The sequence below is a fragment of the Ferruginivarius sediminum genome (assembly GCF_003344765.1).
Lineage (GTDB): Bacteria > Pseudomonadota > Alphaproteobacteria > Kiloniellales > Rhodovibrionaceae > Ferruginivarius > Ferruginivarius sediminum.
In genome coordinates this window covers 320,788-344,338 of record NZ_QPMH01000003.1, presented here as the reverse complement: position 1 = coordinate 344,338, position 23,551 = coordinate 320,788, and the positions used below count along the sequence as shown (strand labels likewise).

The 23,551-nt window shown below is 65.8% G+C and carries 24 protein-coding genes; 12 read left to right on the top strand and 12 right to left on the bottom strand.

The features are described from left to right. Nucleotides 1–6: 6 nt before the first annotated feature. A complete protein-coding gene (locus DRB17_RS05345) occupies nucleotides 7–648 on the bottom strand; it encodes a histidine phosphatase family protein (protein ID WP_114581143.1) in 642 nt (213 codons plus the stop codon). Between the two features lie 178 nt (nucleotides 649–826). On the opposite strand from DRB17_RS05345, the gene cobT reads away from it, so the two are divergent. Continuing rightward, entirely contained in the window at nucleotides 827–1,852 is a 1,026-nt protein-coding gene (cobT, locus tag DRB17_RS05340) for a nicotinate-nucleotide--dimethylbenzimidazole phosphoribosyltransferase (RefSeq protein WP_114581142.1), read from the top strand. 43 nt (nucleotides 1,853–1,895) lie between these two features. Continuing rightward, on the top strand, nucleotides 1,896–2,666 hold the full coding sequence (locus DRB17_RS05335) for a PP2C family protein-serine/threonine phosphatase (RefSeq protein ID WP_206607787.1): 771 nt from the start codon (nucleotides 1,896–1,898) through the stop codon (nucleotides 2,664–2,666). Nucleotides 2,667–2,669: 3 nt separating this feature from the next. On the opposite strand, the gene DRB17_RS05330 is transcribed toward DRB17_RS05335, so the two are convergent. Continuing rightward, a complete protein-coding gene (locus tag DRB17_RS05330; RefSeq protein ID WP_114581140.1) occupies nucleotides 2,670–3,482 on the bottom strand; it encodes an ABC transporter permease in 813 nt (270 codons plus the stop codon). After that, nucleotides 3,479–4,237 carry an ABC transporter ATP-binding protein gene (locus DRB17_RS05325; protein ID WP_114581139.1) on the bottom strand — a complete coding sequence of 253 codons (759 nt, stop codon included), beginning with the start codon at nucleotides 4,235–4,237 and terminating at the stop codon, nucleotides 3,479–3,481. Before DRB17_RS05325 ends, DRB17_RS05330 begins: the two co-directional genes overlap by 4 nt. A gap of 90 nt (nucleotides 4,238–4,327) precedes the next feature. Between DRB17_RS05325 and DRB17_RS05320 the strand changes: the two genes are divergently transcribed. Together DRB17_RS05320 and DRB17_RS05315 are read left to right on the top strand one after the other, a co-directional pair. Then, nucleotides 4,328–5,689: an ActS/PrrB/RegB family redox-sensitive histidine kinase gene (locus DRB17_RS05320; protein WP_114581138.1), complete on the top strand. Its 1,362-nt coding sequence runs from the start codon at nucleotides 4,328–4,330 to the stop codon at nucleotides 5,687–5,689. Further along, nucleotides 5,686–6,276, top strand: coding sequence for an ActR/PrrA/RegA family redox response regulator transcription factor (locus DRB17_RS05315; RefSeq protein ID WP_114581137.1), 591 nt, complete (start codon nucleotides 5,686–5,688; stop codon nucleotides 6,274–6,276). The genes DRB17_RS05320 and DRB17_RS05315 overlap by 4 nt, the downstream gene beginning before the upstream one ends. 25 nt (nucleotides 6,277–6,301) lie before the next feature. On the opposite strand, the gene DRB17_RS05310 is transcribed toward DRB17_RS05315, so the two are convergent. The 5 genes from DRB17_RS05310 to DRB17_RS05290 all read right to left on the bottom strand — a co-directional run bounded on the left by DRB17_RS05310 (nucleotide 6,302) and on the right by DRB17_RS05290 (nucleotide 10,438). Next, on the bottom strand, nucleotides 6,302–7,189 hold the full coding sequence (locus DRB17_RS05310) for a hypothetical protein (protein ID WP_114581136.1): 888 nt from the start codon (nucleotides 7,187–7,189) through the stop codon (nucleotides 6,302–6,304). Next, entirely contained in the window at nucleotides 7,186–8,598 is a 1,413-nt protein-coding gene (locus DRB17_RS05305; RefSeq protein ID WP_114581135.1) for a ferritin-like domain-containing protein, read from the bottom strand. Before DRB17_RS05305 ends, DRB17_RS05310 begins: the two co-directional genes overlap by 4 nt. Nucleotides 8,599–9,084: 486 nt before the next feature. Then, on the bottom strand, nucleotides 9,085–9,504 hold the full coding sequence (locus DRB17_RS05300; protein ID WP_114581134.1) for a hypothetical protein: 420 nt from the start codon (nucleotides 9,502–9,504) through the stop codon (nucleotides 9,085–9,087). A gap of 34 nt (nucleotides 9,505–9,538) precedes the next feature. Further along, nucleotides 9,539–9,994, bottom strand: coding sequence for a PAS domain-containing protein (locus tag DRB17_RS05295; protein WP_147274816.1), 456 nt, complete (start codon nucleotides 9,992–9,994; stop codon nucleotides 9,539–9,541). A gap of 144 nt (nucleotides 9,995–10,138) precedes the next feature. Further along, nucleotides 10,139–10,438, bottom strand: coding sequence for a hypothetical protein (locus tag DRB17_RS05290; protein ID WP_147274815.1), 300 nt, complete (start codon nucleotides 10,436–10,438; stop codon nucleotides 10,139–10,141). A 193-nt stretch (nucleotides 10,439–10,631) separates the two neighbouring features. On the opposite strand from DRB17_RS05290, the gene DRB17_RS05285 reads away from it, so the two are divergent. From DRB17_RS05285 to DRB17_RS05260, 6 genes are all read left to right on the top strand, one after another. After that, the gene (locus tag DRB17_RS05285) at nucleotides 10,632–11,972 is read left to right on the top strand and encodes a hypothetical protein (RefSeq protein WP_114581131.1); all 1,341 of its coding nucleotides are present in this window, start codon (nucleotides 10,632–10,634) and stop codon (nucleotides 11,970–11,972) included. Between the two features lie 15 nt (nucleotides 11,973–11,987). After that, nucleotides 11,988–12,530, top strand: a complete 543-nt coding sequence (locus DRB17_RS05280; protein WP_147274814.1) for a hypothetical protein — start codon at nucleotides 11,988–11,990, stop codon at nucleotides 12,528–12,530. An 83-nt stretch (nucleotides 12,531–12,613) separates the two neighbouring features. Further along, a complete protein-coding gene (locus DRB17_RS05275; RefSeq protein WP_161958710.1) occupies nucleotides 12,614–13,873 on the top strand; it encodes an outer membrane beta-barrel protein in 1,260 nt (419 codons plus the stop codon). Between the two features lie 48 nt (nucleotides 13,874–13,921). After that, a complete protein-coding gene (locus tag DRB17_RS05270; protein ID WP_114581128.1) occupies nucleotides 13,922–14,515 on the top strand; it encodes a polysaccharide biosynthesis/export family protein in 594 nt (197 codons plus the stop codon). Between the two features lie 184 nt (nucleotides 14,516–14,699). After that, nucleotides 14,700–17,132, top strand: a complete 2,433-nt coding sequence (locus tag DRB17_RS05265) for a GumC family protein (RefSeq protein WP_114581127.1) — start codon at nucleotides 14,700–14,702, stop codon at nucleotides 17,130–17,132. Beyond that, nucleotides 17,119–17,865 (top strand): hypothetical protein, encoded by a 747-nt coding sequence (locus DRB17_RS05260; protein WP_114581126.1) that lies wholly within the window; start codon nucleotides 17,119–17,121, stop codon nucleotides 17,863–17,865. The genes DRB17_RS05265 and DRB17_RS05260 overlap by 14 nt, the downstream gene beginning before the upstream one ends. Here DRB17_RS05260 and DRB17_RS05255 read toward each other — a convergent pair. Together DRB17_RS05255 and DRB17_RS05250 are read right to left on the bottom strand one after the other, a co-directional pair. Further along, entirely contained in the window at nucleotides 17,770–19,281 is a 1,512-nt protein-coding gene (locus tag DRB17_RS05255) for an O-antigen ligase family protein (RefSeq protein WP_147274813.1), read from the bottom strand. The genes DRB17_RS05260 and DRB17_RS05255 overlap by 96 nt on opposite strands. A 93-nt stretch (nucleotides 19,282–19,374) precedes the next feature. Continuing rightward, complete coding sequence (locus tag DRB17_RS05250) at nucleotides 19,375–19,788, bottom strand: hypothetical protein (RefSeq protein ID WP_147274812.1); 414 nt, start codon at nucleotides 19,786–19,788, stop codon at nucleotides 19,375–19,377. Nucleotides 19,789–19,853: 65 nt separating this feature from the next. Between DRB17_RS05250 and DRB17_RS05245 the strand changes: the two genes are divergently transcribed. Next, entirely contained in the window at nucleotides 19,854–20,906 is a 1,053-nt protein-coding gene (locus tag DRB17_RS05245) for a nucleotidyltransferase family protein (RefSeq protein WP_161958709.1), read from the top strand. 16 nt (nucleotides 20,907–20,922) lie between these two features. On the opposite strand, the gene DRB17_RS05240 is transcribed toward DRB17_RS05245, so the two are convergent. After that, a complete protein-coding gene (locus DRB17_RS05240; RefSeq protein ID WP_161958708.1) occupies nucleotides 20,923–21,837 on the bottom strand; it encodes a LysR family transcriptional regulator in 915 nt (304 codons plus the stop codon). A 434-nt stretch (nucleotides 21,838–22,271) separates the two neighbouring features. After that, entirely contained in the window at nucleotides 22,272–22,442 is a 171-nt protein-coding gene (locus DRB17_RS20150) for a hypothetical protein (RefSeq protein WP_153242358.1), read from the bottom strand. A gap of 478 nt (nucleotides 22,443–22,920) precedes the next feature. Between DRB17_RS20150 and DRB17_RS05230 the strand changes: the two genes are divergently transcribed. Continuing rightward, nucleotides 22,921–23,544 (top strand): hypothetical protein, encoded by a 624-nt coding sequence (locus tag DRB17_RS05230; protein ID WP_114581120.1) that lies wholly within the window; start codon nucleotides 22,921–22,923, stop codon nucleotides 23,542–23,544. Nucleotides 23,545–23,551 lie beyond the last annotated feature (7 nt).

Genomic DNA, 23,551 nt, shown 5'->3' with positions numbered 1-23,551 from the left:
GGCAACCTATCGAGCCTGCCGGCGCGCGTCGTAGTTGACCGCGTGGACGCGCCATGCCGGCGGCTCTTCACCGTCGGGCGCGGCGATATGGTCGATGCGGGTGAGCGAGCAGTTGTCGATGACGAAAGCCAGCGCCCGCTCGGGGGCCAGGCCCAGGGCCTGCGCCAGCGCCGCGCGGATGGTGCCGCCGTGGGCCACGGCCACGATGTCCCGGCCGGCGTGCGCCTGCGAGAGACTCTCGACCGCCCTTTCCACCCGGCGGACCAAATCCGTGAAGCTTTCCCCGCCTTCGGGTGCCCGGTCCGCCGGCGTCAGCCAGAAGCGGTTCCAGGCCGTGCCCTGCTCCGCCATCACTTCATCGCGCGGGCGGCCCTGCAGGTTGCCGAAGTGCTGTTCCGCCAGATCGGTGACGACGACGGGCTCTCCCGGGCCGGCCTGCCCGCGCGCGGCCAGGATGGCCCCGGCGGTCTGATGGGTCCGTTGAAGCTGGCTGACGACCCAGACGGGGTTGTCGGGCAGGATGCTGGCGAGTCCGGCGAAGACGGCTTCCTCGCCCACGTCTGCCGGCAAATCCATCTGGCCATAGATGCGGCCGTCGGCCGGCACCGGCGCGTGGCGAATCCACCACCAGCGGGTCGTCGTGGGCATGCCTCGATTCCATCTTCTGTCTGACGGGCGTGTCGCGGCCCCTATAGCGGGCAACGTTCGGCGGGGCAAGCGCGCCCGGTCTCGTGCCGGTCTTTGTTTTCAGGCATCGTTTGCACTGGCGACGCCGGGCGGTATAGGACGAGACCCTGCACGAACAGGGGGACGTAAAGGAGAGATCATGGCCCCGCCGGAACCCGCCGCCAGTTTCGCCGAAATCCGCGCCCTGTTGCCGGAACTGCCCGGACCGGACCTGGAGTCCGGCACCGCGGCCGTCCAGCGGCAACGCCAGTTGACCAAGCCGGCCGGCGCGCTGGGGCGCCTGGAAGAGATCGCCGAATGGCTGGCCACATGGCAGGGCCGGCATCCGCCCCAGCTTGAGCGGCCGCGCACGGCCGTGTTCGCCGGCAACCACGGCATCGCCGCGCACGGCGTCTCCGCCTATCCGCAGGAGGTGACGCGGCAGATGGTGCGGAACTTTATCGACGGCGGCGGCGCGGTAAACCAGCTCTGCGCCGAGGTCGACGCCGATCTGCGCGTCTACGAGCTGGCGCTGGAGGAGCCGACGGAGGACTTCACGCAGGTCGCGGCCATGAGCGAGGAGGACTGCGCCAGGGCGATGGCCTATGGCATGATGGTGGTGGAGGAGGGCTTCGACGTCATGGCCCTGGGCGAGATGGGTATCGCCAACACGACCAGTGCCGCCGCGATTTGCTGCGCGCTCTTCGGCGGCGAGCCGCGCGACTGGGCCGGCCCCGGCAGCGGCCTTGACGAGGAAGGCGTCAAACGAAAGGTGGATGTTGTTGCCGCCGGCCTTTCCCGGCATGCCGGAAAGCTGGACGACCCGCTGGAGGTGCTGCGCCGGCTGGGCGGCCTGGAAATCGCGGCCATCGTCGGGTCCATCCTGGCATGCCGCCTTGCCCGGACGCCCGTCCTGCTCGACGGTTTCGCCTGCACGGCGGCGGCGGCGGTTCTCTACCGGATAGACCCGCGGCTGCTCGACCATTGCATGGCGGCGCACATCTCGGCCGAGCGCGGGCACCGGCCGCTGCTGGAGGCCATCGGCAAGCGCCCGCTGCTCGACCTCGACATGCGGCTGGGCGAGGCCTCCGGCGCCACGCTCGCCATCTCCTTGCTAAAGGCGGCATGTGCATGCCATGTCGGCATGGCGACGTTCGCCGAGGCGGAAGTCAGCCGACGGACATGAACCTCGCGACCTCCGCGGGCGTATATGTTTCGGCAATAACGCAATGCCGGAGGTGGAAGTGACCGCGCGTGTGAGGGTTCATGCATTGACGCATCACGGTGCCGTGCGGCCGCACAACGAGGACACGGTCGCCGTTGGCGAGTGGATGGCGTCGAACGATCTGACCCGATCGAAAGTATTCACCTTCGAGGAGGAGGGTCCGGTCGTTGCCGTCGTGGCCGACGGCCTGGGCGGTCACGCGGCGGGCGACGTCGCAAGCCGGGCGGCCGCCGGCTATCTGGCCGCGCGGGCGGGCGGGCTGACGACCACGGCCAAAGCCATCAGCCTGCTGCAGGACTGCAACGGTGTGCTCTACGACATGATGGTCCGGGGCGAAGGTGCGCCGGGCATGGGGACGACGGTCGTCGGACTTGTCGTTCGCGGCGATGGCGCGATCGCATTCAATGTCGGCGACAGCCGTGCCTATCGCTTCGACGGCTCGGAACTGGTGCAGCTCAGTACCGACGACACGCCGGGGCCGAAGCTGGAGAACGGTCGCACGGCGGCGATGACGACGCCGTTGATAACCCAGTCCCTCGGCGGGCAGTCGAGCTTCACCGAGATCCACCCGCACGCCGAATCCGACAGCGCGGTGCCGGGAACGCGCTACCTGCTATGCAGCGACGGGCTGAGCGATCTTGTCGGAGCGGATGCCATCGCCGCGCGCCTGCGCGAGAACGAGGACGCCGAGGCCGTACACGCGCTCTTCAAGGATGCGATGGGGCTGGGCGGCAAGGACAACATCTCCATCGTGATTGTGCGCGTCGAGGATTGATCCTCACTCGCCCACCTGCAGCAGCAGGCCTCGCTGTCGGGCGGTGCGATAGCTCCAGAGGAACACACCGGCGCCCAGTGCCAGATACACGGCATCGGCGACGGCGGCGTGGAGCAGCAGATCCACTCGCACGGTCTGCTCCAGCACGATGGCACGCATCCCCTCGAAAACCGGGGCCGTCGGCAGCGCCCAGGCAACTGGCTGCAGCCACTCCGGCAGGGACGAGACGGGGTAGTAGATGGCGCTGACCGGCGCGATCAGGAACACCGTGATCCAGGCCACGCCGATGGCGCCTTCCCCCGCGCGCAGAATGATGGCGGAAACCACCATGCCAAGCGACCAGCTTGCCACCAGCAGCAGCGAGAAAAAGGCGACCAGCGGCAGCCCCAGCGTGAAAATGGAGTATTCGTAGAATACGATGGCGAGCCCCGCGGCGGGCAGGATGCCCAAAAGGGTGCGCAGCAGGCTCATCGTGGTGAGCGCGGCCAGATACTCGCCGGGCGAAAGCGGGCTGACCGCCAGGTTGATCAGGTTGCGCGACCAGATCTCCTCGACGAACGACATGCTGAAGCCAAGCTGGCCCCGGAACATCACGTCCCACAGCAGTACGGCGGCGATCAGCACGCCCACCGTCTGCGCGACGTAAGAGCTGTGGTCAGCGAAGAATCCGGAGATGAAACCCCACAGGATCATCTGGATCGTGGGCCAGTACATCAATTCGAAAATGCGCGGCCAGGAGGTGCGTAGCAGATAGATGTGCCGCAGCACCACGGCCAGGATGCGGTTGATGCTGGACGTCGCACCCGCCGGGGTCATTGCGCGGCCTCCGTCGTGCCGTCGTGCCCCCGTCCCCGGGCGACGTCGAGAAACACCTCCTCCATCGTTGCGCGACCGTAACGGGTAATCAGGGCCTGCGGCGTACCCTCGTCCACGATGCGGCCCTTGCGCATCATCAGGACCCGGTGACACAGGCGTTCCACCTCGCCCATGTTGTGCGACGCCAGCAGGATGGCGCAGCCGGTGCGGTGCTGATAGGCCTCAAGATAGCCGCGCACCCAGTCGCCGGTATCCGGGTCCAGCGAGGCCGTTGGCTCGTCGAGGAACAGCACGTCGGGCGCGTTGATCAGGGCCTTGGCCAGTGCGACCCGCGTCTTCTGGCCGGAGGACAGGCTGCCGACGCGGCGGCGCAGCAACGCTTCCAGGTCCAGGTCGGCGGCGATTGCGCGGGCACGCTCGCGCGGGCGCGCCACGCCGTAGAGTTTGGCGAAGACGTGCAGGTTCTGCATCACCGTCAGGCGGCGCGGCAGCTCGACATAGGGAGAGGAGAAGTTCACGCGGGCCAGCGCGCGCTCACGCTCGCGCACGACATCGATGCCCAGCACCCGGATGGTGCCGGCCGTTGGCAGCAGCAGGCCCAGAAGCATCGCCAGGGTCGACGTCTTGCCGGCACCGTTCGCGCCGAGCAGCGCCACGGTTTCCCCCGCCGACACATCGAACGAGATGCCGTCGACGGCCTGCACACCGTCGAACTGCTTCGTGAGATCCGCGACCTGGACGACTGCTTCCGACACGCGACTACATATGGCACGCGTCCGGCTGCAAGGCCAGTGCGGGCTCAAGCCTTGCGCCGGTGCACGGGGGTGCCAATTTTGACACTCGTCATGTTGCACAATCGTACCGCGCTCAGACGTGCGCGCAGTTTCCTGGTCCCCGCCGCCGGCCCGGCACCCGATGGCGGGCGCGTACGGCTGCGCACGCTCATGCTGATCCGTTGGGTGGCCGTCATCGGGCAGACCGCCGCGCTGGTGATCGTCAACGTCAGCCTGGGTTACGAGCTGCCGATGACGCCGGCCATCGCGCTGGTGGCGGCATCGGTGGCGGTGAACGTCCATGCCAGCCTGACGCGCCCCGGAAGCGCGTGGCTGGCCGATCGTCCGGCGGCGGTCTACCTGGCCTATGACCTCGTGCAGCTTTCGCTGCTGCTGGCACTCACCGGCGGCCTGGCCAACCCCTTCGCGATTCTGCTGCTGGCGCCGGTCACGGTGTCGGCCAGCGTGCTCTCGCGGCACAGCACGCTGCTGCTGGCCGGGCTGGCGGTTCTCGTGGCCTCGATGCTGGCGGTGTGGCATCTGCCGTTGCCATGGCCGGGCGGCCTGCACCTGCCCGCGCTCTATATCGGCGGAATATGGGCCGCCCTGGTCCTGGCCGTCACCTTCATTGCCGGCTATGTATTCTCATTGGCGGCGGAGGCGCAGCGGATGTCGGATGCTTTGTCGGCAACCCAGATGGCGCTGGCGCGCGAGCAGCGGCTGTCGGCGCTGGGCGGGCTGGCGGCGGCGGCGGCGCACGAGCTTGGCAGCCCGCTTTCGACGATTGCCGTGGTGGCGCGGGAACTGGCCTCGGAACTGCCGGACGACAGCCCCTACAAGGAAGACGCCGACCTACTTCTGCACGAGAGCGCGCGCTGCCGGGACATCCTGGCCAGCCTGGCCCACAAGCCGGAGGACGACGGCGGCCAGCCCTTCAACCGCCTGCCGCTGTCGGCCCTGGCGGAAGCCGCCGCCGCGCCGTTCGAACATGACACGATCACCGTGGCCATCGCTCAGGCTCCGCAAGACGACAGCCCGCAGCCGGAGGTCACGCGAAAGCCGGAAATCCTGCACGGCGTCGGGACACTGGTAGAGAACGCCATGCGGTTCGCGCGTTCCCGCGTCGATCTGGAGGTTGCCTGGGACGCGCGTGAGGCGCACATCGCCATCCGCGACGACGGGCCGGGCTTTGCCGAGGACATCCTGCCTTTCCTGGGCGAGCCATACCTGTCCTCGCACGGCCACGAAAGCGGCGGTGAGCATATGGGGCTTGGTGTCTTCATCGCCCGCACCCTGCTGGCCCGCACGGGCGCGGAGGTGAGCTTCGCCAATCGGCCGGGCAATGGGGCGGAGGTTGTTATTACATGGCCGCGCGCGCATCTCGAAGAGGGGGAGCACGCCACGGGCCGCAGCGAAGAGGAGAGAGCGAGATGAACGACGAGGGCGAGGGTCGGGCGCCGGCGGCGGACACGCCGCAGTCCCGGGAGCAGGAGGTGCACGGCCGCCTGCTGATTGTCGATGACGACGAACGCTTCCTGAACCGTCTGGCGCGGGCGATGGAACGGCGCGATTTCGAGGTGGAGACCGCGACCTCCGTGGCTGACGGCAAGGCGGCGGCGCATCGCGGCACGCCGCACTTCGCCGTCGTGGACCTGCGCCTGGAAGACGGCAACGGCCTGGAGGTCGTGCAGGAGATCCGCCAGGCCGCCCCGGACTGCCGCATTGTCGTCCTCACCGGCTATGGCAACATCGCCACCGCCGTGGCGGCGGTGAAGGCCGGCGCCGTCGACTACCTGTCGAAGCCGGCGGACGCGGAGCAGGTGGCCGCCGCCCTGCTTGCCGAGGAAGGCGAGTTGCCGGAGCCGCCGGAGAACCCGATGAGCGCCGACCGGGTGCGCTGGGAGCACATCCAGCGGGTCTACGAGCAGTGCGATCGCAACGTGTCGGAAACCGCGCGACGCCTGCGCATGCACCGGCGCACGCTGCAGCGTATCCTGAACAAGTACGCGCCGCGCAACTGACGCTCGAACCGCTCGCCGGCCCGCTTCACGCCAGCGGGATCGCCAACTGGCCCCGGATGTAGCCGCAAAGCGCGTCGCCGTCCCAGCCGCCCAGCCAGAACGACAACGGCCAGTGCTGCTCTGCGTCGCCGCCCAGCGTGTTCGCGGCGACGGGTCCGTTGATCGGGATGTTCCAGCCGAAGGCCTGCAGCGCGAGCGTGTAGGCGCGCCGGTCGATCGGCTTGACGCCGGTGTCTTCCTTTGCCGACAGGTTCCACCATTGCCGGACGATGCGAAGCTGCGCGATGCGGGTTTCCAGGGCCGCGCGCCGCACCGGGTCCTCGGTTTCGGCAAGCAGCAGTTCCAGGCTTTCCCGGCGCCCGTCACGGTTTTCGACCAACGCGGCGTTCGTCGCGTTCGGCAGGCCGGTGGCTTCCGCGACCTCGAAGGAGTTGCGCGTCATCCCCGCGCACTGGCGGCGCTCGATCTGCTTGCCGTTCGCCATGAGGATCGTCAGGCCGGGATCCTCCGGGTCCAGCAGGTCCGTGCGGTCCAGTAGCATCGTCCCGTTCTTGCGGACCTGGATTTGCAGCGGGTCTATCGGGAACATGTCGTCCCGCACCACGATACCGTTGCGTTCCTCCAGCCGTGCACCGGGCAGCATGACATCCGCGCCGACCAGCTCGGGCAGCGGGTCGCCGTTCCTCGTGGCGGCGCGGACCTGGACGCCTACCTTGGGGTTGGTGGGGCTGCAGGGGCCGAAATCACGCTGACACACCCCCGGCTCGTCGGCTTGCAGGTGCAGGACGCCGTCGAAATCGGGTTCGCCGGGCAGGGCGAAGGTGTAGCCGCTCAACCCGCGCCGGCTGTCGGTGGGGTCCGGGTCGGTGGCCATGCGGTACTGGAACCAGCCTTCGAACGACAGCGTGATCATGTGTCCGTCCTCCCCACGATGGACCAGTGGCTGCGCCAGTCCATCGCCAGGCGCTCCATGCTTTCGGTGACGTATTCGATGCGTGCGACGGCATCGGGGTAGTCGCTCCGCATGCCCAGGATCTTCAGCCCCTTCAGCCGGCGGACGAGGTCGTCGAGCTGCTCCTGGTAGATGCGGTGCGCGATTGTCGCGTCCGGGAGCGTGGACATGGCCGAGGGCAGCTCGAAGCTGGCGCCGGCGGTGTGCCGCCGCTCGGGGTCGCGAGCCTCATCGAAGGCCGGCAGCACGGTCAGGATTTCGCTCAGCGGCCGGATGAACATCGTCATCAGCGGGAAGAAAACCGCGTCGACGAGGGCTACCCGCTGCTCCGGCGTTTTGTTCCAGTTGCCGTAAAGCTCCATCATCATCGACAGCATCAACTCGTAGCCGAGGTTGAACGCCATGCCGACTTCGCGGGTCTCCGGGCAGGTGATCAGGTTCACCTGATCCATCGCGGTATTCGGGTGATCGAACACCATCGGGTTGGCCACCACGGGCCGCGCCGGATCAAAACCCGCCGCCGGCAGGTCCGTCAGGATGCCGTTGAACAGGCAATAGTGGGTGTTCTCGCGGTAAGTCGGCGGCGCCTGGATGCCCTCGCCCTGCTCGACGATCTCGGAGATGGCGTTGATCGCGCTATCCAGGTCGCGCACCGCCACGATGTCGATGCCGTACTGGTTCAGGTCGTCCATCGTTCCGGCATAGGGGCTGTTCGTGCCGCCGTAGAGCTGGGCACCCGGCGGGCCGGCGAACAGCGCCTCCTCCCCCAGGCGCTCGGTGACGACGGCGAAGCCCAGCGCCATGCGGGTGTAGAGGTCCTGAACGTTCTTGAAGCGCAGATAGGGCGGCCACAGGGGCGCCCGGCCGGCGATGCCGCTGGGCGGCTTCCGGTCCGCCGCGCCGGATTGCGGGACCGGGTCGCCATTGCAAGCGCACCATGCCGTGGGATCGTCGGGCTCGGGATGCGGCTTCTCGAACTCGCGGAAGCGGGCGATGGTGTCGGCATCGAAGCGGGTCAATTCCGCCTTGATATGCGACAGGCCGTAGTGGCCCATCGGCTGCCGGAAGTTCGCGCGGCTGAGATAGGGCGCGCCGCCGATGGCAGAGCGGAGGTTGAGGACGATGCCCAGGTGCTCCATCTCCTGGCGGGCGATCAGGGTGATGTCCGAACCCCATTGCCGTGCCCGCTCAAGCTGGATTTCGTTCAGTCCCTCGTCCAGCCCGGTTTTCAGGGAATAGGCGGCGAAGAGATACTGGCACATCAGGTCGTGTTCGAGCTGCGCGGCCATATCCAGCCAGAGCAGCAGATCGCTTCGTGTCGAAGGCACTGTCGGCAGCAGCGCCTCCACGTCGACTTGTCCGAATTGCATTCCGATATCCGCCGGAACGACCGGCGCCCCCAGTCCGCCTGTCTTCCAGGCTTGTTGGCTTCACAAGGAATTGAACGCCGCGAATAACCGCAGCGCGCTTGGCACACCGCCTGATTGTATAACAAACATTAAGTATTAATGAAAATTCTTCCACACTGAACATGTTAAATGTGTTATATAAAAAGCGCAGGTCTAAGCAGGGGCTCATTTAACGGACGGGCAGAGTAATCCTTATGGTAAACTGGCGGACGGGCGAAGAGCTTGCGGGGGAAACGCCGACGTGCGGCACCTCGGAGTGTTGGGGGTTGCAACAGATCGATCCGGATTTTCGCGGCGCCATTACCGAACATTGCCAGCGATGTCAGGGGGCAGGCGGCGAATGCCTGGTCGGGCAGATGTGCGAACTGGTCGCCGATAGCACGCGGGACTGACGCGCGGCGGCGCGACTGCCGCTTGCTACGATTTGGGGCAGGCTGGCAGCCGGTCCTAGCCGCCGAGCAGATGCAGGCCGTAAAGAGCGGCAACGCCAAGCGCGACGATGCCGAAACCCTTTAGGGCGATCATCGTATAGCTATTGCGCCACGCCTCTTTCTTCTGCTTTTGCTGATATTGGCGCCGCAGCTTCTCGTCGTGACGCTTCTTGCGTTCACTCTCGACCTCGCGGCGCACCTCGGCGCGTTGCTTGGTCACGTTTTCCGTGTGCCGCAGCGCCTCGCTTTCGCGGAAAACGATGCGGGACTGGAACGACTGCTGGGTCTCGTCCCAGATTTCCTCGACGACACGGATAGCCGGATAACGGCGCGACTCACTCATGCGCCGCGCTTCCAGCAACGCCAATTCCTTGTCGTCGAAGAATGCCTGGATCTTCCACTGGCCCTGTGTGTAGGTCTGAATTTCGTAGGTCATGGTCCCATCCACACGGCCCCGCGGTTGTCGTGCTTCACGAGTCGTCGCCGGTCACCAGCCGCCCGTTGGCCGCGCCCAGCACATAGTCAATCTGCGTCCCATCGCTGGACAAGGGCAACAGGATGCTTCGATAAAGCAGGTCGCCCGACACGACCTTGCCCTCGCCGCCAAGGCTCATCGGCACGCCCTTGTCCAGCGTGCGGGAGAGATAGTCGGTCAGATAGTGCAAAAGCGTGTCCTGCGGACAATCGCGAAGCCGGAACTCGTCGGGCACCTGCTTGCCGTGCAGCAGCTCGGCGCCGACGTGGTGAAAGCGGGAGTCCGCCAGGGGGTCGGCAATCTCAAGCATGGCGCAGTTCGGCCAGTCGTCGCCGATCACGTTCGGGTCGACCTCGCCCGGCGGCGGATATTCGCGATCGCCGCGCAGATCGTCCCAGTAAGCCATGAGCCTGAGGACCAGACGTCGTTCTTGAGGACGGTATACCGACATGCCTCCCACCATCACGTTGTGAACGCGCACAACGTGACACCTTTAACTTAAAATGTCGTAAAAGCACACAGCAGATACGCGCATCGCGCACACCCCGTTCTCCTGATGGTCGCCATGAGCGTCGAAGGCGGCGTCCGTGTCGCATCACTCTTCCCGCCGCAGTTTACAGGCGCCGTATCGCTGCCACAGGGGCTCCACCGGCTGGCCGTCAAGCTGCACATAAGGCAAGGGGTCATCGGGGCGGTCGCGCAGCAGCCAGGCCTCGCCCTCGAACGTCGGCTTGCCGTTCTCGAAGCAGGTGATGCGGTACCCGCGCTCGTAGATGGCCGCGCAATCTTCAGTGGCGTTTCCGCTCCGGCACGCCTCTGGCGTCGGCTCCATCGCGGGCACGGGGCCGATCTGAAGGACCGTCCCCCACGCGGCGGCCGCAAGCCATATTCCCAAAAAATTAAATGTCCCCAGGCGCATTTTCTTTTTCCTGCCGGAAGTTCGGAAGGCACGGCGATACTTCCTATACTCCGCTGGAACGCGGCCACCTCAACTATCTTATGTAGCAGATAACTGGTGTTAACCGTAAGACTTCCGTATTATACCCCGATCGGATAGCACCGCGACAAGCGGAACAAGGGCGGCATTGATGTCGGGCTGGCGGGTCATAGCGGTATTGCTGGGCGCGTTCGGGATGTATCTGTCCTGGACGGCGCCTCCGGCGCTGGGGCAAAGCGCGGGCGAGGCCTCGGTCATCGAGGACGATCGCCTCACCATCGAGTCGGATAACACCGACGTCGAGGAATTGCGGCGCCTGTCCCGACAAATCGGACGCGTCCCCGGGACGCTTCTGAACACGCTGGTGCGCCAGGACCGGGCGTCCGCGCGGCGCGCCGTCGCCAGATTCCTCGCGCGCGGGAACGCCGCGCCGAAACTGATGGCCGCGCGCGCCATCGCGCTGATCAATCAGGTCCGCACCGACCCGCGGGTTCAGACACGCGGGCGCACGCTGGAACTGGCCAGCCTTGTTTCCGACATGGTCGCGCGATCGGTCAGCTCGCCCCGCGTGATCGAGATATCGGTCGACGGCGACTACATCCCGCCGGCCAATGCCCGCGCCTACGATCTGGGGGGAGAGGACGATCCCGCCGCCATCGGTTTCGAGAAGCTGACGCCGGCCGGCGAGATCGCCACGGGACATCGGGAAACGCCTTTCGCAAGCGATTCGCTGGGGCCGTTGCTGGCCGACGGCATCGCAAACATCCGGCGGATTTCCCTGCCCCTGGCGAACGGGACCTACCGCGTCATCCTGCTCACCGGGCGTTCGGCAGCGCGCAACCTGCCGACGGCGCCCTTCGGCGAGACCCTGACGGCGAACAGCACGCGGTACTACCTGGGCGAGGCCCGGCCGGCGACCTGGATCGGCGGCGCCCGACTGCTTCGGCCCACGCTTGCCGCGTCGAACAAGGCGGGCCGAATCGGGCTGTCCGGGCTGGCCCGCGAACTGGACGAGGCACCCTGGTTGCGGCCCGGCGGAGAGGCGGTGGGTATCGCCTTCAAGGTCGATATCGTACACGGCTTTCTCACCGTCCGCTTCGAACAGCCGGGGCCGGGCGGTGGCGTCGATCTTTCCGCGATCATCGTCGAGCCCGCGGGCCAGTCCAGCAGCCTCGTCCATGGGCGCGAGGTAGTGCGCGCGGCAATGGGACAGGAAATCGCGGATACCCTGTCACGCCGCTACGATGCCGATCCCGATATGGCGGCGGCCCTTGCGGCACTGGGGGCAAACATGGCACCGGCACACGCCTCGGACATCGTTACGGCGGCTGTGCGCAGCCATCCGCAAGCCGCGAAGCTTATCGTCACGGTCGTGTCGCGGCTGGACGGCGTGGATTCGCAGGCGATCCGTGCTGCGATCCAGGACGATCCGGGGCTGACGCGCGATGCCAGGATCGCGGCCCTGGCGGCCTTGCCGGATGGTGAGCATTGAGGGGGGAGCGTTGAAATGAGGGGACGCAGTAGGTTCCGGGCATTGGCTGCCATCGCGGCGTCGACGATCGTGGCGTTGCTGACGGCGCCGGCTGATGCCCAGGACACCCGGATCGAACAGCTCGAATCCGGCAGTGTGGTCGTCGTCTTTCCCGACCGCACGCGTGTCGTCCTGGACGAGGATGCCGTGACCCGACTGTCGCAACGCTTCGAGACCACGCTGCTAGGCGCGGGCGCCATGCTCCGCGGCGGTACGTCGGGCGGAACCGATGGGGGCGGCAACGGCACGACGACGGGCGTGATCGCGGGTCTGGAAAGCGATACCTCGCAGTACGGCATCGAGGAGGCCCTGGCCCTGGAAAGCCAGTTGAACAGCATCGTTGCCGATACCGTCGCCGACGGTGGAATCGCGGGTGGCGGCACGAACGACGGCGCAAGCCTTGCCAGCGCGGACGGCAATAGCGGTAACGGCGGGGACAGTGTGTTCAACCCGGTCGTCGACCTGACCGACCCCGAGGCGGTCGGCGATGAGGATATTCCCGCCAGCGGCGCCCAATGACGGATAGTGCCTGCCCTATTCAACATGCCGGACTTGTGGTTGCGGCCGGAGCAAAGGAGGGGCGTGGCACGGGCGCATCCCGGTTGACGCCCGCGCTGACCGCGCTTGCCGTTGTCGTGCTGCTCGTTTCGGCCGCCGCGCCCGCCTTTGCGCAAACGGCGCGCGACCTTTCGGTGATGCGCCGGCCACGGCCGGAATTTCAGCCCCTGTGTTTCCTCACCGACCTCGGCCTCACCGGCGAGGAGGGGGCAGGTGGCTTCAGGGTATGTCCCAGGGTGCAAGTCACCGGGGGCTACGACGACAACGTCTTCCGCACGGAGGACGACGCCGAAGGCGACGCGTTCACCCGCGTCTCGCCACGGATCGCCCTGCGCTCGAACTGGGAGAACCATGCGGTCGGGGTCGAGCTGCGCGGCGATATCGAACGCTATGCCGACCTGACGAACAACGACTGGGAGGATTTCGAGCTTCGCGGCCAGGGCCGGCTGGACGTCCGGGAAGACCTCTACGCGCGCGCCACCGCATCGGTCGGCCGCTTTCACGAGGACCGCGACGATCCGGACGCACCGCCCGGCGTTGCCGGAGTGAACCAGTTCTACAAGGGTGAGGAAGGACTGCAACTGACCTATCAGCCGACCGACCTGGTGTTCCGCCTGGAAGGCCGTGCCAGGCAGATCGACTGGCGGAAGAACGGCTTCATCGACAACGACGATCGGGATCGCCACGAATACGAAGTGTCGTTCCGCGCCGGCATGGAGTACGCCGAGGAATTCCTGTTCTTCGTCGAGCCGGCCTACAACATCCGCCGCTATCGCCGGGATCGCGACTTCGAGGGGTTCGAACGGGATTCACAGGGGTTCGACGTGCGAGCCGGCGTTCTTTACGACGTTTCGGGGCTGACCTTCCTCGAAGCCAGCGCCGGTTATTTCCGGCAGGATTTCGCTGACCGGCGTTTCGAGACGGCGGACGGGGTTTCCGTCCAGGTCGACATGGCATGGAACCCGACGGAACTGTTGACGGTCAACATGGGCGCGGGCCGCTCGGTGGAGGAGACGACCCAGCTTGGCGTTTCCAGTATCGTGGCCAGCCGCGCGACGCTCGGCTTCGAGTACGAGATCGACTACAACCTCATGTTCGACACGCTGGGCACGTTTCGGCGGGACGATTTCGAGGGCGGTTCCAGACAGGACGACAACATCTTCGCGCGCGCCGGGCTTACCTACCTGATGAACGAGTATCTCTCATGGAATGCGCGATACCTTTACGCGCGCAGGAGTTCGAGCCTGGCGGGCAACGATTTCACATCCAACACGTTGCTGCTGACATTGCGCGGTCAACTTTAAGGTTTATAAGAGGCGCACATTTTGGAGCGAAGGCATGTCGGAGGGGAAATGAAGGGGACAACGACGTGGCGTACGATTCACTCCGCCGTACTTGCCGTCGTGGCTTGCGTGGTCCTGTCTGCATGCTCCGGCTCCGCTGCCAGGGATGCGGAGGTGCTTTCGGCCGGGAACGCCGACGTCGCCAAGGTGTATCGCCTGGCCCCCGGAGACAAGCTGCGCGTGAACGTGTTCGGGCACCCCGACGTATCCGGCGAGTTCGAGGTGGATGGCGACGGCACGATCACCTTTCCCCTGTTGGGTCAGGTGGTTTCCTCGGGGCGAAGCGTGAACGAGTTGAAGGAATACATCGCCACCGAGTTGAACGAGAATTACCTCGTCGACCCGAGGGTCAGCGTCGAAGTCCTGAACTACCGGCCGTTCTACATCCTGGGACAGGTGGAGCAGCCGGGCAGTTATCCTTTTCAGTCCGGCATGACCGTGCGGCAGGCGGTGGCCCTTGCCGGCGGGTTCACGCGCAGGGCCGTCAAATCCGAGGTTACGCTGATCCGCCCGACAAGCGACGGCACCGTCGAGGCGATCGCGGATATCGACGCCCAGATACTGCCCGGCGACACCATCGAGGTGGATCGCCGCTTCTTCTAGGCGCATTCGTGGAGAAGGGTCGAAAACAGGTTTAATTAATTGTAAACCATCCGCTACAATGGACGTCTACGACAAACGTTCGGATAACAACGGCGCTTAAGGGGCATCGCCTGCGGTAAACGCTAAGCCTTTCGTGCTATGATGTTACAGGGGTCCGTTCGGGGGCAATGGGGAACGGCCGGGTGTGACAATACAATCGAGTGTCCGCAGCCTGAAGCAGGCAGGTGACGGCGATACGGGGATACCCGCGCCGCACCACGGCGCCGGGCGGATCGCGCCCGGCGCATACCATGGCCATTACGGTCATGGCCCGGATCGCAACGGGCCGCCGGATCCTGCGAGTGCAGGAATCGATCTCCGTTTCCTGTTCGGCGTACTGCGCCGGCACAAGGTGCTGATCATCGGGCTGGTCTCGCTCATCACCGTCTGCGCCGCCCTCTACGTCAGCCAGTTGACCCCGCTTTACCGGGCCGACGCACAGATCGTCCTGGACCCGGATCGGCGGAACATCGTTCCGGTGCAGAAGGTCGTCGGCGACCTCTCTGTGGACTGGCAGACCGCTGAAACCGAGGCGGCGGTCATCGCCTCGCACGAATTGGCACGGGAAGCCGTGCTGCGCCTGCAATTGGCCGACAGCGAGCTTTTCAACCCGGAGCCTAAGGCGGGAGAGGCCGAGTCTCGGGGTATGGTTGCGCTGTTCAAGGATTTGCTCCGCCAGGGAACCGCGAACCTCCGCGTCTGGTTGCAGGATGTCGGGGTGCTGGCGGCGCCGCCGCCCCCGCGTCGGGCCGGGGATGGAACGGCTGCCCAAACTGTGAGGGAACCCTGGGAGCAGGTTCCGGCGACGGAAAGCAATACGGACCCGCTGATCGAGCGTCTGACCAGTCAGTATCTCGCGGGCCTGTCGGTTTTCGCTTCCGAGCGCAGCCGGGTGATCACGGTGCGCTATATTTCGACGGATCCCCGCTTCGCGGCCGTGGCGGCGAACACCACGGCGGCGCTCTATATCGAATCGCAGGCCGAAACCAAGACCGAGGTCACGAACAAGGCTGGCGACTGGCTGCGCGGCCGTGTCGAGGAGGTGCAGGCGAGGCTTCTGGAATCCAGGAGCCGGCTGCACGAGTTCCGGCAGCAAAGCGGCCTCGGCAACGGTTCGGGTCCCTCTCTGCCCGCCCAACAACTGGCGCAGTTGAACAGCCAACTCGTCAACGCCCGCGGCAACATGGCCGAGGTCCGCGCACGCTACGAGCAGGTGCAGCAACTGCTGAAGAACCCTGGCGAGATCGAGACCGCGGCGGCTGTCCTCGATTCCGACCTGATCGAGCAGTTGCGGGTCCAGGAGATTCGCCTCAATCGGCGAGTGGCCGAGCTGGAAACGCAGTTTCGCGACAGCCACCCGAAGATGATCAACGCCAGGGCCGAGCTTGCGAACCTGCAGGACAGGATCGAGAACGAGGTCGGCAAGATCGCCAGTAACCTTGGCAACGAGTACCAGGTGGCACAGGTGCGGGTGCGCAACCTGGAAACGGAGATCGCGCGCCTGCAATCGCGGATCGACGAACTCAACGACGCGGAGGTCAAGCTCCAGACGCTGCAAAGCGAGGTGGACGCCAACGAGGAGCTTTATCGCACCCTGCTGCAGCGCCTGAAGGAGACGAGCGTCCAGGAAGACACGATCCAGCAGCCGGACGCGCGTATCATCAACCAGGCACAACCACCCGGGGGGCCATTCTATCCGAACAAGAAGATCTTCGTCGCCATGGCGTTCATCGTCTCGGCCGGGCTGGCGGTCTGTCTGGCGTTCCTACTTGAATATCTGGACGCCGGTTTCCGAAGCCTGACGCAGATGGAGAACCAGACCGGCCACCCAAGCCTTGGCCTGGTCCCGGCGGTGAAGCTTCGCCGCAATCAGCAACCGCACAGCACGCTGGCCCTGCGCCAGGGATCGATATTCGCTGAATCGATTCGTACGCTGCGCACGAGCCTGATGCTGGCCCCTGGCGGCAAGCGGCCGTCCGTGGTCATGGTCACCTCATCCGTCCCGCACGAAGGCAAGACGTCGACGACCCTGTCGCTGGCCGCGCAGATGGTGCAGACCGGCCAGCGCTGTATTGTCGTCGACTGCGATCTGCGTGTCGCGAATCTCGGCGGTTACTTGGGATTCGCCGATCGTCTGGGGCTGAGCGATTTCCTGGCGGGGAACGCACGGCTGGACGAGGTCATCGAGGTCGATCCGGCAAGCGGCGTCCACTTCATCACCGCGGGGTCCGAGGTGTATCACCCGGACGAGCTGCTAGGTTCGGACGTGATGGTGAACCTCGTTCGGGCGCTGGCGCAGGAATACGAGACGGTGATTCTGGACACGCCGCCGGTGCTGGCGGTGTCCGATGCCCTGCTGCTGGCCGGGAAGGCGGATGCGGTCGTTTATCTGGTCCACTGGGGAAAGACCAAACGGGAATTGGTGCAGCGCGGGTTGCAGCATCTCGCGGCCGTTGGCGCCCCATACATCGGGCTTGTGCTGAGCCACGTCGACCTGCGCAAGCATGCCCAGTACGACTACACGGATTCCGGCCAGTATTACGGCGACGCTTACCGCAAGTACTATGGCGCACGCTGAAACCGGCAGCGGCGTAAGGAGGGGCAGCCGACCCCGGCGCGGTGCGGCGGTCGTCGCGGTCGCTGCCGGGCTGATCCTGCTGGCTCTTGCCGGCCCGCGCTTCGCAGGCGGCCTGATCGTCGCCCCTCACAGCTCGATCGCCGCGCGACTGGCGCGTGGAGAGACAGTGGAGCCCCCGCGCCTGCGCCGCGCGATCGAGGCGCACAGGACAGCTCTTTCGATCTACGACAACCCCCGCGACCGCGCCCGTCTCGGGGAACTCTGCCTTTCCGCTGCGCATATGGCGGGGGTGCAAAGCCGGGAAGGCGCGCGTCTGCTCGATTGCGCGATCGAGGCGCACCGGGATGCGTTGGCACGAAGCCCCGCGCTGCCCTACTCCTGGAGCCAGCTCGCCGTCGCCCTTTATGGCCGTCAGGGTGGGACGGATGCGTTTCGCACGGCGTTCCGGGAGGCAATGACGGCGGCGCCGCGCACGCGCCGGCTCGTCCTCGCTCATGTCCGGCTCGGCCTGCGAAGCTGGCAAACGCTGGACGCCGGCCTGCGCGAGGAGGTGCGGGAGCGCCTTGCCTGGGCGGTTGAGAACGTGCCGCGCCATCTGACCCGCAGGCTTGAGCGCCCGCTGGACGTCCGCCTGGCGCTAAGCCTGCTCGCCGGCCAGCCGGGCCTGCGCTGCCGTCTGGCCGCCGCGTGGCAGCAACGAAGCTTCGACGGCTGCGCCGCCCTGGGCAGCTGAAGACCCGTGGATATGCCGGCCGTGCCGCCAGGACTGCGCGACGGCCGTCCCCATGAGGGCGGCGTAGGTGATGCTGACGGCCGGGATCTGCAGGCTGAAGTCGACCAGGCTGTGCGTCGCGACCAGCGCCGTCGCCCCGACACCCAGGCACGGGAACACCGCGTTCCGCCGCCGCGTCGCGGCGCCGCGCAGGCAGCGCAACAGCAGGGCCGAAAGTAACGCCATTAGCAGCAGGAACGCCGGAAGCCCGGCCTCCAGCGCCACCTCCAGGAAGCTGTTGTGTGCCCGCAGGAACGTCTCCTTGGTGATGCCGAAAGCATCGGTCCGCGCGGCCTGATAGACGTTGTCGAAGCCACCCGGCCCGATACCCAGCCAGGGATGCTCGGCGATTTGCCGGGCAGTCAGGGCATAGACCTCGCCCCGTCGCTCCACGGCGCTGCCCGCCATCAGGTCCGCCAGGCGCCCGGCAAGATCGCCGCCGGAGATGGCCAGCAGCACCCCGGCACCAAGCAGCAAGCCAATGACGGCGGGCGTCCAGAGACGCGAGGCCCCGCGCGTCCTGCGAAGGCTGAGCGCGAAGGCCAGCACGCCCGCCAGGCACGCGACGAAGCCGCCGCGAGACTGGGACAGCAGCAGCGCGGTTCCGGTTACGACAACCGCCGCTGCCAAAAACCAGTCCGCCGGTCGCAGCCTGTCGAGCGCAAGCAGCAGGCCGCGCGGCGATGCGTCGAAACTGCGGGACGCCTCCGCGGCACGGTCGAACGCGAGCGTCAGGCAGGTCAGCACGGTCAGGCCCGCGTAGGTCGCGTAGTTGTTCCGGTTGACGAAGGTGCTGGTCAGCGATTCGACGTAATGCCACTTGTCGAACCACAGGATCGTCCCGCTTCCGCTCAAGTGAACGGCCAGGCCGTAGGCCGCATAGGCGAAGCCGGACAGGGCCGCGACCCAAAGAACCCGTCGCGCCATGCCGGAATCCCGGGAGAAATGCAGGCTTAGCCAGAACACGCCGGCATAGGTCAGGAGGCGCATTGCGGTTTCGATGGCGGCCGAGGGATCGACAGCGACACGGCCCGCGAGATCCCGGTTCAGTGCCACGGCCGCACGCGACCAGACCTCGGGCGCCCAGGCGTCCGGCAGCAGCGTCGAGGCCTGCAGGGTGCACCACGCCAGATAGGCCCCGAACGCGAGCGCGAAGGGCAGGGAGCGGTTGTGGGGTATCAGGATCGCGGCCCGGTTTCGCCAGGCGTGCAGGCCCCAGATCGTGCAGGCGAGGCCGACGGCCAGCGCCAGGGCGCTCCATGCCCAGGGCTTGTTCGAGGCCAGCGGCAACGGCGCCAGCGCAAGCACAGCAAAAAACAGCACGTGCGCCGATAGTGCGCCGGGCTGTCCGCCGCTGGACTGTCGTTTGGCTGCCACGCGTTTAAAGCCCCGTCCCTGAACCGTCAGCCGCCGCCTCAATGGAGGCCGGCAGGGGACTTTCGCCCGACGGCAAGGCGAAACTCAAGACGGTCAGCGCATGCTGGTGCGAATCTGCTCGCCCACCTCATCCATCAGGCCATGTACGCCGCCGTCGGAGATCAAATCCACGCCCAGGCTGGATTTCAGGAAGTACACCACGATCACGACCGGCAGGAGCATCGCGGCCAGACCGATCAAGCTGACCGCCGCATCCAGCAGGCTTGACACCATGCCCTCGCGCTGCAGGCGTTCCTTGTCGCGCCGCTCCACGCCGCCCAGAAGGACAAAGTAGTACCGCCTGCCAAGAAGCCCGATCGATCTGCGGACATCGATGTCGTGCTTGGCCCGTGCTCTGGCGCCGAACATGAGCTTGATCGCCCTGCGCTGGGCGGGCGTGAAGGACGCCGCCACCTCGGGGTCGACTCGCTCGAAGTAGTATCGGAAAAAGGGATCGCGCTCGCTCATACCAATGAGATAGAACACAAAAGTTGATGAAAAGTTTATCAAAACACGCGACACGCGAAATACCTATGCGCACGTCACGCGAGGGCGGGGTGGGATTCTGGCACCTGATAGCGCACCCGGCCGCGGCGCCGGCGGCGTTGCCGGGCGGCGCGGCGACCTGGGCGGCACGCCTTGCCGGGCTCACTTCCCCGGCAATGGCGGCGGACCTGCTTGGGCCGGTTGCGGATAAGCTGCTTGACGGGGAGGCCGTGCGGCTCAGTCGGCTGCAAGGACGATTCCGCCGCGCGCGTCAGCGCCAAACGCTGCGCTGGATCGCCTCTGCTGGCTTCGACCCGGTCGCGCTCAAGGGGTTCGCCAACGCGGCACTGCTCTATGGCGACCCGGATGCCCGCGTCGTCGGCGACCTGGACATCCTGGTCCGGCCGGAGGATTGGCGGCGTCTCGTCGATTTCCTTGGCGCGGCCGGCTATCGCTTCATGCCCGCACCGCTGCCGCGCTGGGGTTTCATCTCCGATGCCAGCCTCGCGCCGTGCATATCGCCGGACGGCGCGGTAAACGTCGACATCCACCTGAAGCCGGATTGCTATCCACTCTCCCGCGGCTTGTCGGCCGAGGCGGTGCTGGGCGCGGGATGCCGCATCGAGGAGGACGCCTACGCGCTGCCGGCCTTGGAGCATGTTCTCCTGCTGGCGATAAGCAACGCATCGAAGGACAAGTTCGGACCGTTCGCCGTGAAACAGCTTGCGGATGCGCTTGTCCTGCTGCGCGACCACGGTGGCGAACTGGATTGGGAAGAGATCCTTTGGCGCGTTCGCCGGGCGCGGCTGTGGCGGGCGTTCCGGGTCACTCTCGCGCTATTCCTTGCGCTTGGGCTGCCGCGCGAGTGCCTGCCTCGGAACCTCCACGCGCCTGTGGACCGCGTGAAGGGCGGAGAATTCGAGCGGCTTGTCGCGGCATGGTCCCGGCTTTTCGACGGTGCGACCGGGCAGCCGGGGCCATTCACGCTGCTGCGGCGCGAATGGCTGTTGTCGGCGGAGCCGGACGTGGCCGTCGTGCGGACGTGGTGGCGCATGAAAGGCCTGGCGCGGCCGCGGACCGGCGTACCTTCCAGGCACTGACCGCCATGCCCGGCGTTCACAGGAACCAGTGATGCAGACCTTGCTCGGCAAGCGTCTTTACGTATTGCGTCAGGGCCTGGATCCGTGCGCGCTTATCGGTTTCCCGGTGCGTGACCATGAACAGGTCGCGCACATAGCCGATGTTCAGATCAAGGGAAACCAGTTCCGGCGCTACACCGTCGATGTAAAGCGGTAGCAGTCCGATCCCGAGGCCGTGGCGGACAGCGTGAAGATATGAGATCGACGAATTCGTATGAAGTGGAAGTTGCGCATGGTCATCGATCAGCCGGCGCCAGACGTCATCCGTATCCGCGTCGTAATAGTTGGAATGATTGAGAATCGCGTGGTCGCGCAGATCGGTGAAGGATTCCGGCTGCCCGCAGCGTTCCAGGTAGGTGCGCGCGGCGAACAGGCCGAAATGCACCTGCCCCAGTTCGCGGCTGATCAGGCGGGGATCGGCCGGTTCCCCGAACCGAAGGGCGATGTCGGCCTCCCGGGCGCCGAGATTGAGCGGCTTGTCGGCGATGATCAACTCGATCCTGATCTCCGGGAAGTCCTCCCGGAACGGCTGGAGGCGGGGGACCAGCCAGCATGAGAGAATGCCTTCGGTGCCGGTGACTCTCACCGACCCCTGGGTTTCCATGTCGCTGCCGACGAGGGCGCGTTCGATCGACTGCGCCTGCGTTTCCATCAATTCCGCCCGCCGGATCACGGCGCGGGCGGCGGGGGTTGGCCGCATCCCTTGCGCATGACGGTCGAAAAGCTTTGCGCCGAGGCGTTCCTCAAGGCTCTGGATGCGGCGGCTCACGGTCGACTGTGTGGCGCCAAGCATTTCCGCCGCCCGGCTGAAACTGCCGCTGCGGGTGACGGCGAGAAAGACTCGAACGTCGTCCCAATCCCCTAGACCAAGTTCCCTGACGCGCTTCTGCATACTTCGAATCTCGGATGCCGGTTGATCGTTATGCACGCTCCGCTTGGCGGGGGTTTGATATCCATCACCCCTACGCGGCACCTGTAGGTTAGCGCATTCCATGGGATTGTCGCCAGAGTTGTATTAGCTAATGATCGAACGAACTACAAGGTTTGAAGTCACATGTATGCCGGCAAGGGCCATGGCCTCGATGCACCAGATTATCGAATACCTCTAAGCAATTGACTCCACGATCTCGCCACGGAAATCGCATAAGTTGCATAAGTAGTGCGGTTATATGGCAGAACACGAAAAGATGTCGTCTTTTGTGAAAATGATATGCCGAGTAACAAACCAATAAGTAGAAGATTTTTAGTAAAATCTTTCCAGGGGTGTTCGTGCCGGGCGCCGGATCTATCCAATCGCTACCAGGTGACCGCCATGCCGGTGGCCAGTCAGGTGTCGCTGTCGAGCGATGGTGGCTGAGGCCATGGTTCGGGCGGGGTCCGGGCCGCTTCGCGGATGCGGTCCTCGACCTCGCAACGGGCGGCGGCAAGCAGATGTGGCGCCGTTTCCAGGCCAAGTCCGCGTGCCCCATCTTCCAGCCGAAGCAGCGTCTTCCTCATTTCATTCAACTTCATCCCCGTGCGTCCTTCCCATTGAACATGCGTGCCAACTACCTGTTTTCCATTCCGCTTTTGCGAATCCAAGCTAACAGCCAAAAATTCACGATTTGTTCGCAATAAATGGTACCTCCAGACGTAAATCTATAAACGGAATAATACTTAAAGTAGCAAAATAGATACGAAATCCACTTTGATGTTGCAATCGACGCGACGCGCGTATACGCCATCGGCGAGCAATCAAACACGAAAGAGTGCGTATCTGGTGCATTCCAGCCCGTCATCCGGGACAATGCCACTGATTGTCAACTTTGCGTTTGACGGCGAATGCAAGCTGATGCAACCGGCGTACTTAGCAGGCGAGAGGCAAATGCTGTATCCTGGATGGAAAACCGTGGCTCTTGCCACGGCGTTTCTTGCGGTTGCCGTCCCCAGAGCTTCGGCCCAGACAGGCAGTAGCGACACGCCGGGAGCTGCGCCAGTGGCGGAGTACGTTTTCGCCAACGGCGACGTCGGGGTCTCCCTTGGCGCCGGCGTGGCCGTCAGGCTTCCGGCGCCGCTGGCCGCGCAGCTTGAGGCGCTTGCCCTGCATGGAGAGGCGCGCCAGGTCGGCCGGGGCCTTCGGGAGTTGATCGCCAGGCACGGTGATGCTTCCAACGTGATGGCCCAGGCGATGATCCGCTACGCCGGCGCACGCCATCCCGGCGGCTCCCCTGCTATCGAGCGTGCGCTGGAAGGCGTCGGACTGGTCGGCAAAGCGGATTCCGGGAACGGATTGATGCTTGCGTCGCTTGACAGGCCGGGCGGAGGCGCGAGGGCGCGCGCTGGCGACCGGGTATCGCGAGCTTCGGGCGGCGCGATTGGCCGGCTGCCGTCGGCATACGATGCCTCGCAACGGGTCGGCGGCCTCGGGCCGGGGATGGAGCTGGCGGGCGACGCGACACAGCAATATCGAGAGTTGGCACCGCTGCCCTCCGACTCGCTGGATTCATTCGAGGGGGAGCAGGCGTCAATGGGCCGCACCGCCGATGCGACACTTCTGTCGCCCTTGATCGGCAGCGTGGCGCCGGTGCTGCGCCGGGTCGCCAGCCCCGTCCTGCCATAGGTTTCCG

Bases quoted from the DNA above. Each gene is read 5' to 3' on its own strand.
- DRB17_RS05345 (WP_114581143.1), bottom strand. From the start codon at position 648: ATGCCCACGACGACCCGCTGGTGGTGGATTCGCCACGCGCCGGTGCCG.
- cobT (WP_114581142.1), top strand. From the start codon at position 827: ATGGCCCCGCCGGAACCCGCCGCCAGTTTCGCCGAAATCCGCGCCCTG.
- DRB17_RS05335 (WP_206607787.1), top strand. From the start codon at position 1,896: ATGCCGGAGGTGGAAGTGACCGCGCGTGTGAGGGTTCATGCATTGACG.
- DRB17_RS05330 (WP_114581140.1), bottom strand. From the start codon at position 3,482: ATGACCCCGGCGGGTGCGACGTCCAGCATCAACCGCATCCTGGCCGTG.
- DRB17_RS05320 (WP_114581138.1), top strand. From the start codon at position 4,328: ATGTTGCACAATCGTACCGCGCTCAGACGTGCGCGCAGTTTCCTGGTC.
- DRB17_RS05315 (WP_114581137.1), top strand. From the start codon at position 5,686: ATGAACGACGAGGGCGAGGGTCGGGCGCCGGCGGCGGACACGCCGCAG.
- DRB17_RS05310 (WP_114581136.1), bottom strand. From the start codon at position 7,189: ATGATCACGCTGTCGTTCGAAGGCTGGTTCCAGTACCGCATGGCCACC.
- DRB17_RS05305 (WP_114581135.1), bottom strand. From the start codon at position 8,598: ATGCAATTCGGACAAGTCGACGTGGAGGCGCTGCTGCCGACAGTGCCT.
- DRB17_RS05300 (WP_114581134.1), bottom strand. From the start codon at position 9,504: ATGACCTACGAAATTCAGACCTACACACAGGGCCAGTGGAAGATCCAG.
- DRB17_RS05295 (WP_147274816.1), bottom strand. From the start codon at position 9,994: ATGTCGGTATACCGTCCTCAAGAACGACGTCTGGTCCTCAGGCTCATG.
- DRB17_RS05285 (WP_114581131.1), top strand. From the start codon at position 10,632: ATGTCGGGCTGGCGGGTCATAGCGGTATTGCTGGGCGCGTTCGGGATG.
- DRB17_RS05280 (WP_147274814.1), top strand. From the start codon at position 11,988: ATGAGGGGACGCAGTAGGTTCCGGGCATTGGCTGCCATCGCGGCGTCG.
- DRB17_RS05270 (WP_114581128.1), top strand. From the start codon at position 13,922: ATGAAGGGGACAACGACGTGGCGTACGATTCACTCCGCCGTACTTGCC.
- DRB17_RS05260 (WP_114581126.1), top strand. From the start codon at position 17,119: ATGGCGCACGCTGAAACCGGCAGCGGCGTAAGGAGGGGCAGCCGACCC.
- DRB17_RS05250 (WP_147274812.1), bottom strand. From the start codon at position 19,788: ATGAGCGAGCGCGATCCCTTTTTCCGATACTACTTCGAGCGAGTCGAC.
- DRB17_RS05245 (WP_161958709.1), top strand. From the start codon at position 19,854: ATGCGCACGTCACGCGAGGGCGGGGTGGGATTCTGGCACCTGATAGCG.
- DRB17_RS05240 (WP_161958708.1), bottom strand. From the start codon at position 21,837: ATGCAGAAGCGCGTCAGGGAACTTGGTCTAGGGGATTGGGACGACGTT.
- DRB17_RS20150 (WP_153242358.1), bottom strand. From the start codon at position 22,442: ATGAGGAAGACGCTGCTTCGGCTGGAAGATGGGGCACGCGGACTTGGC.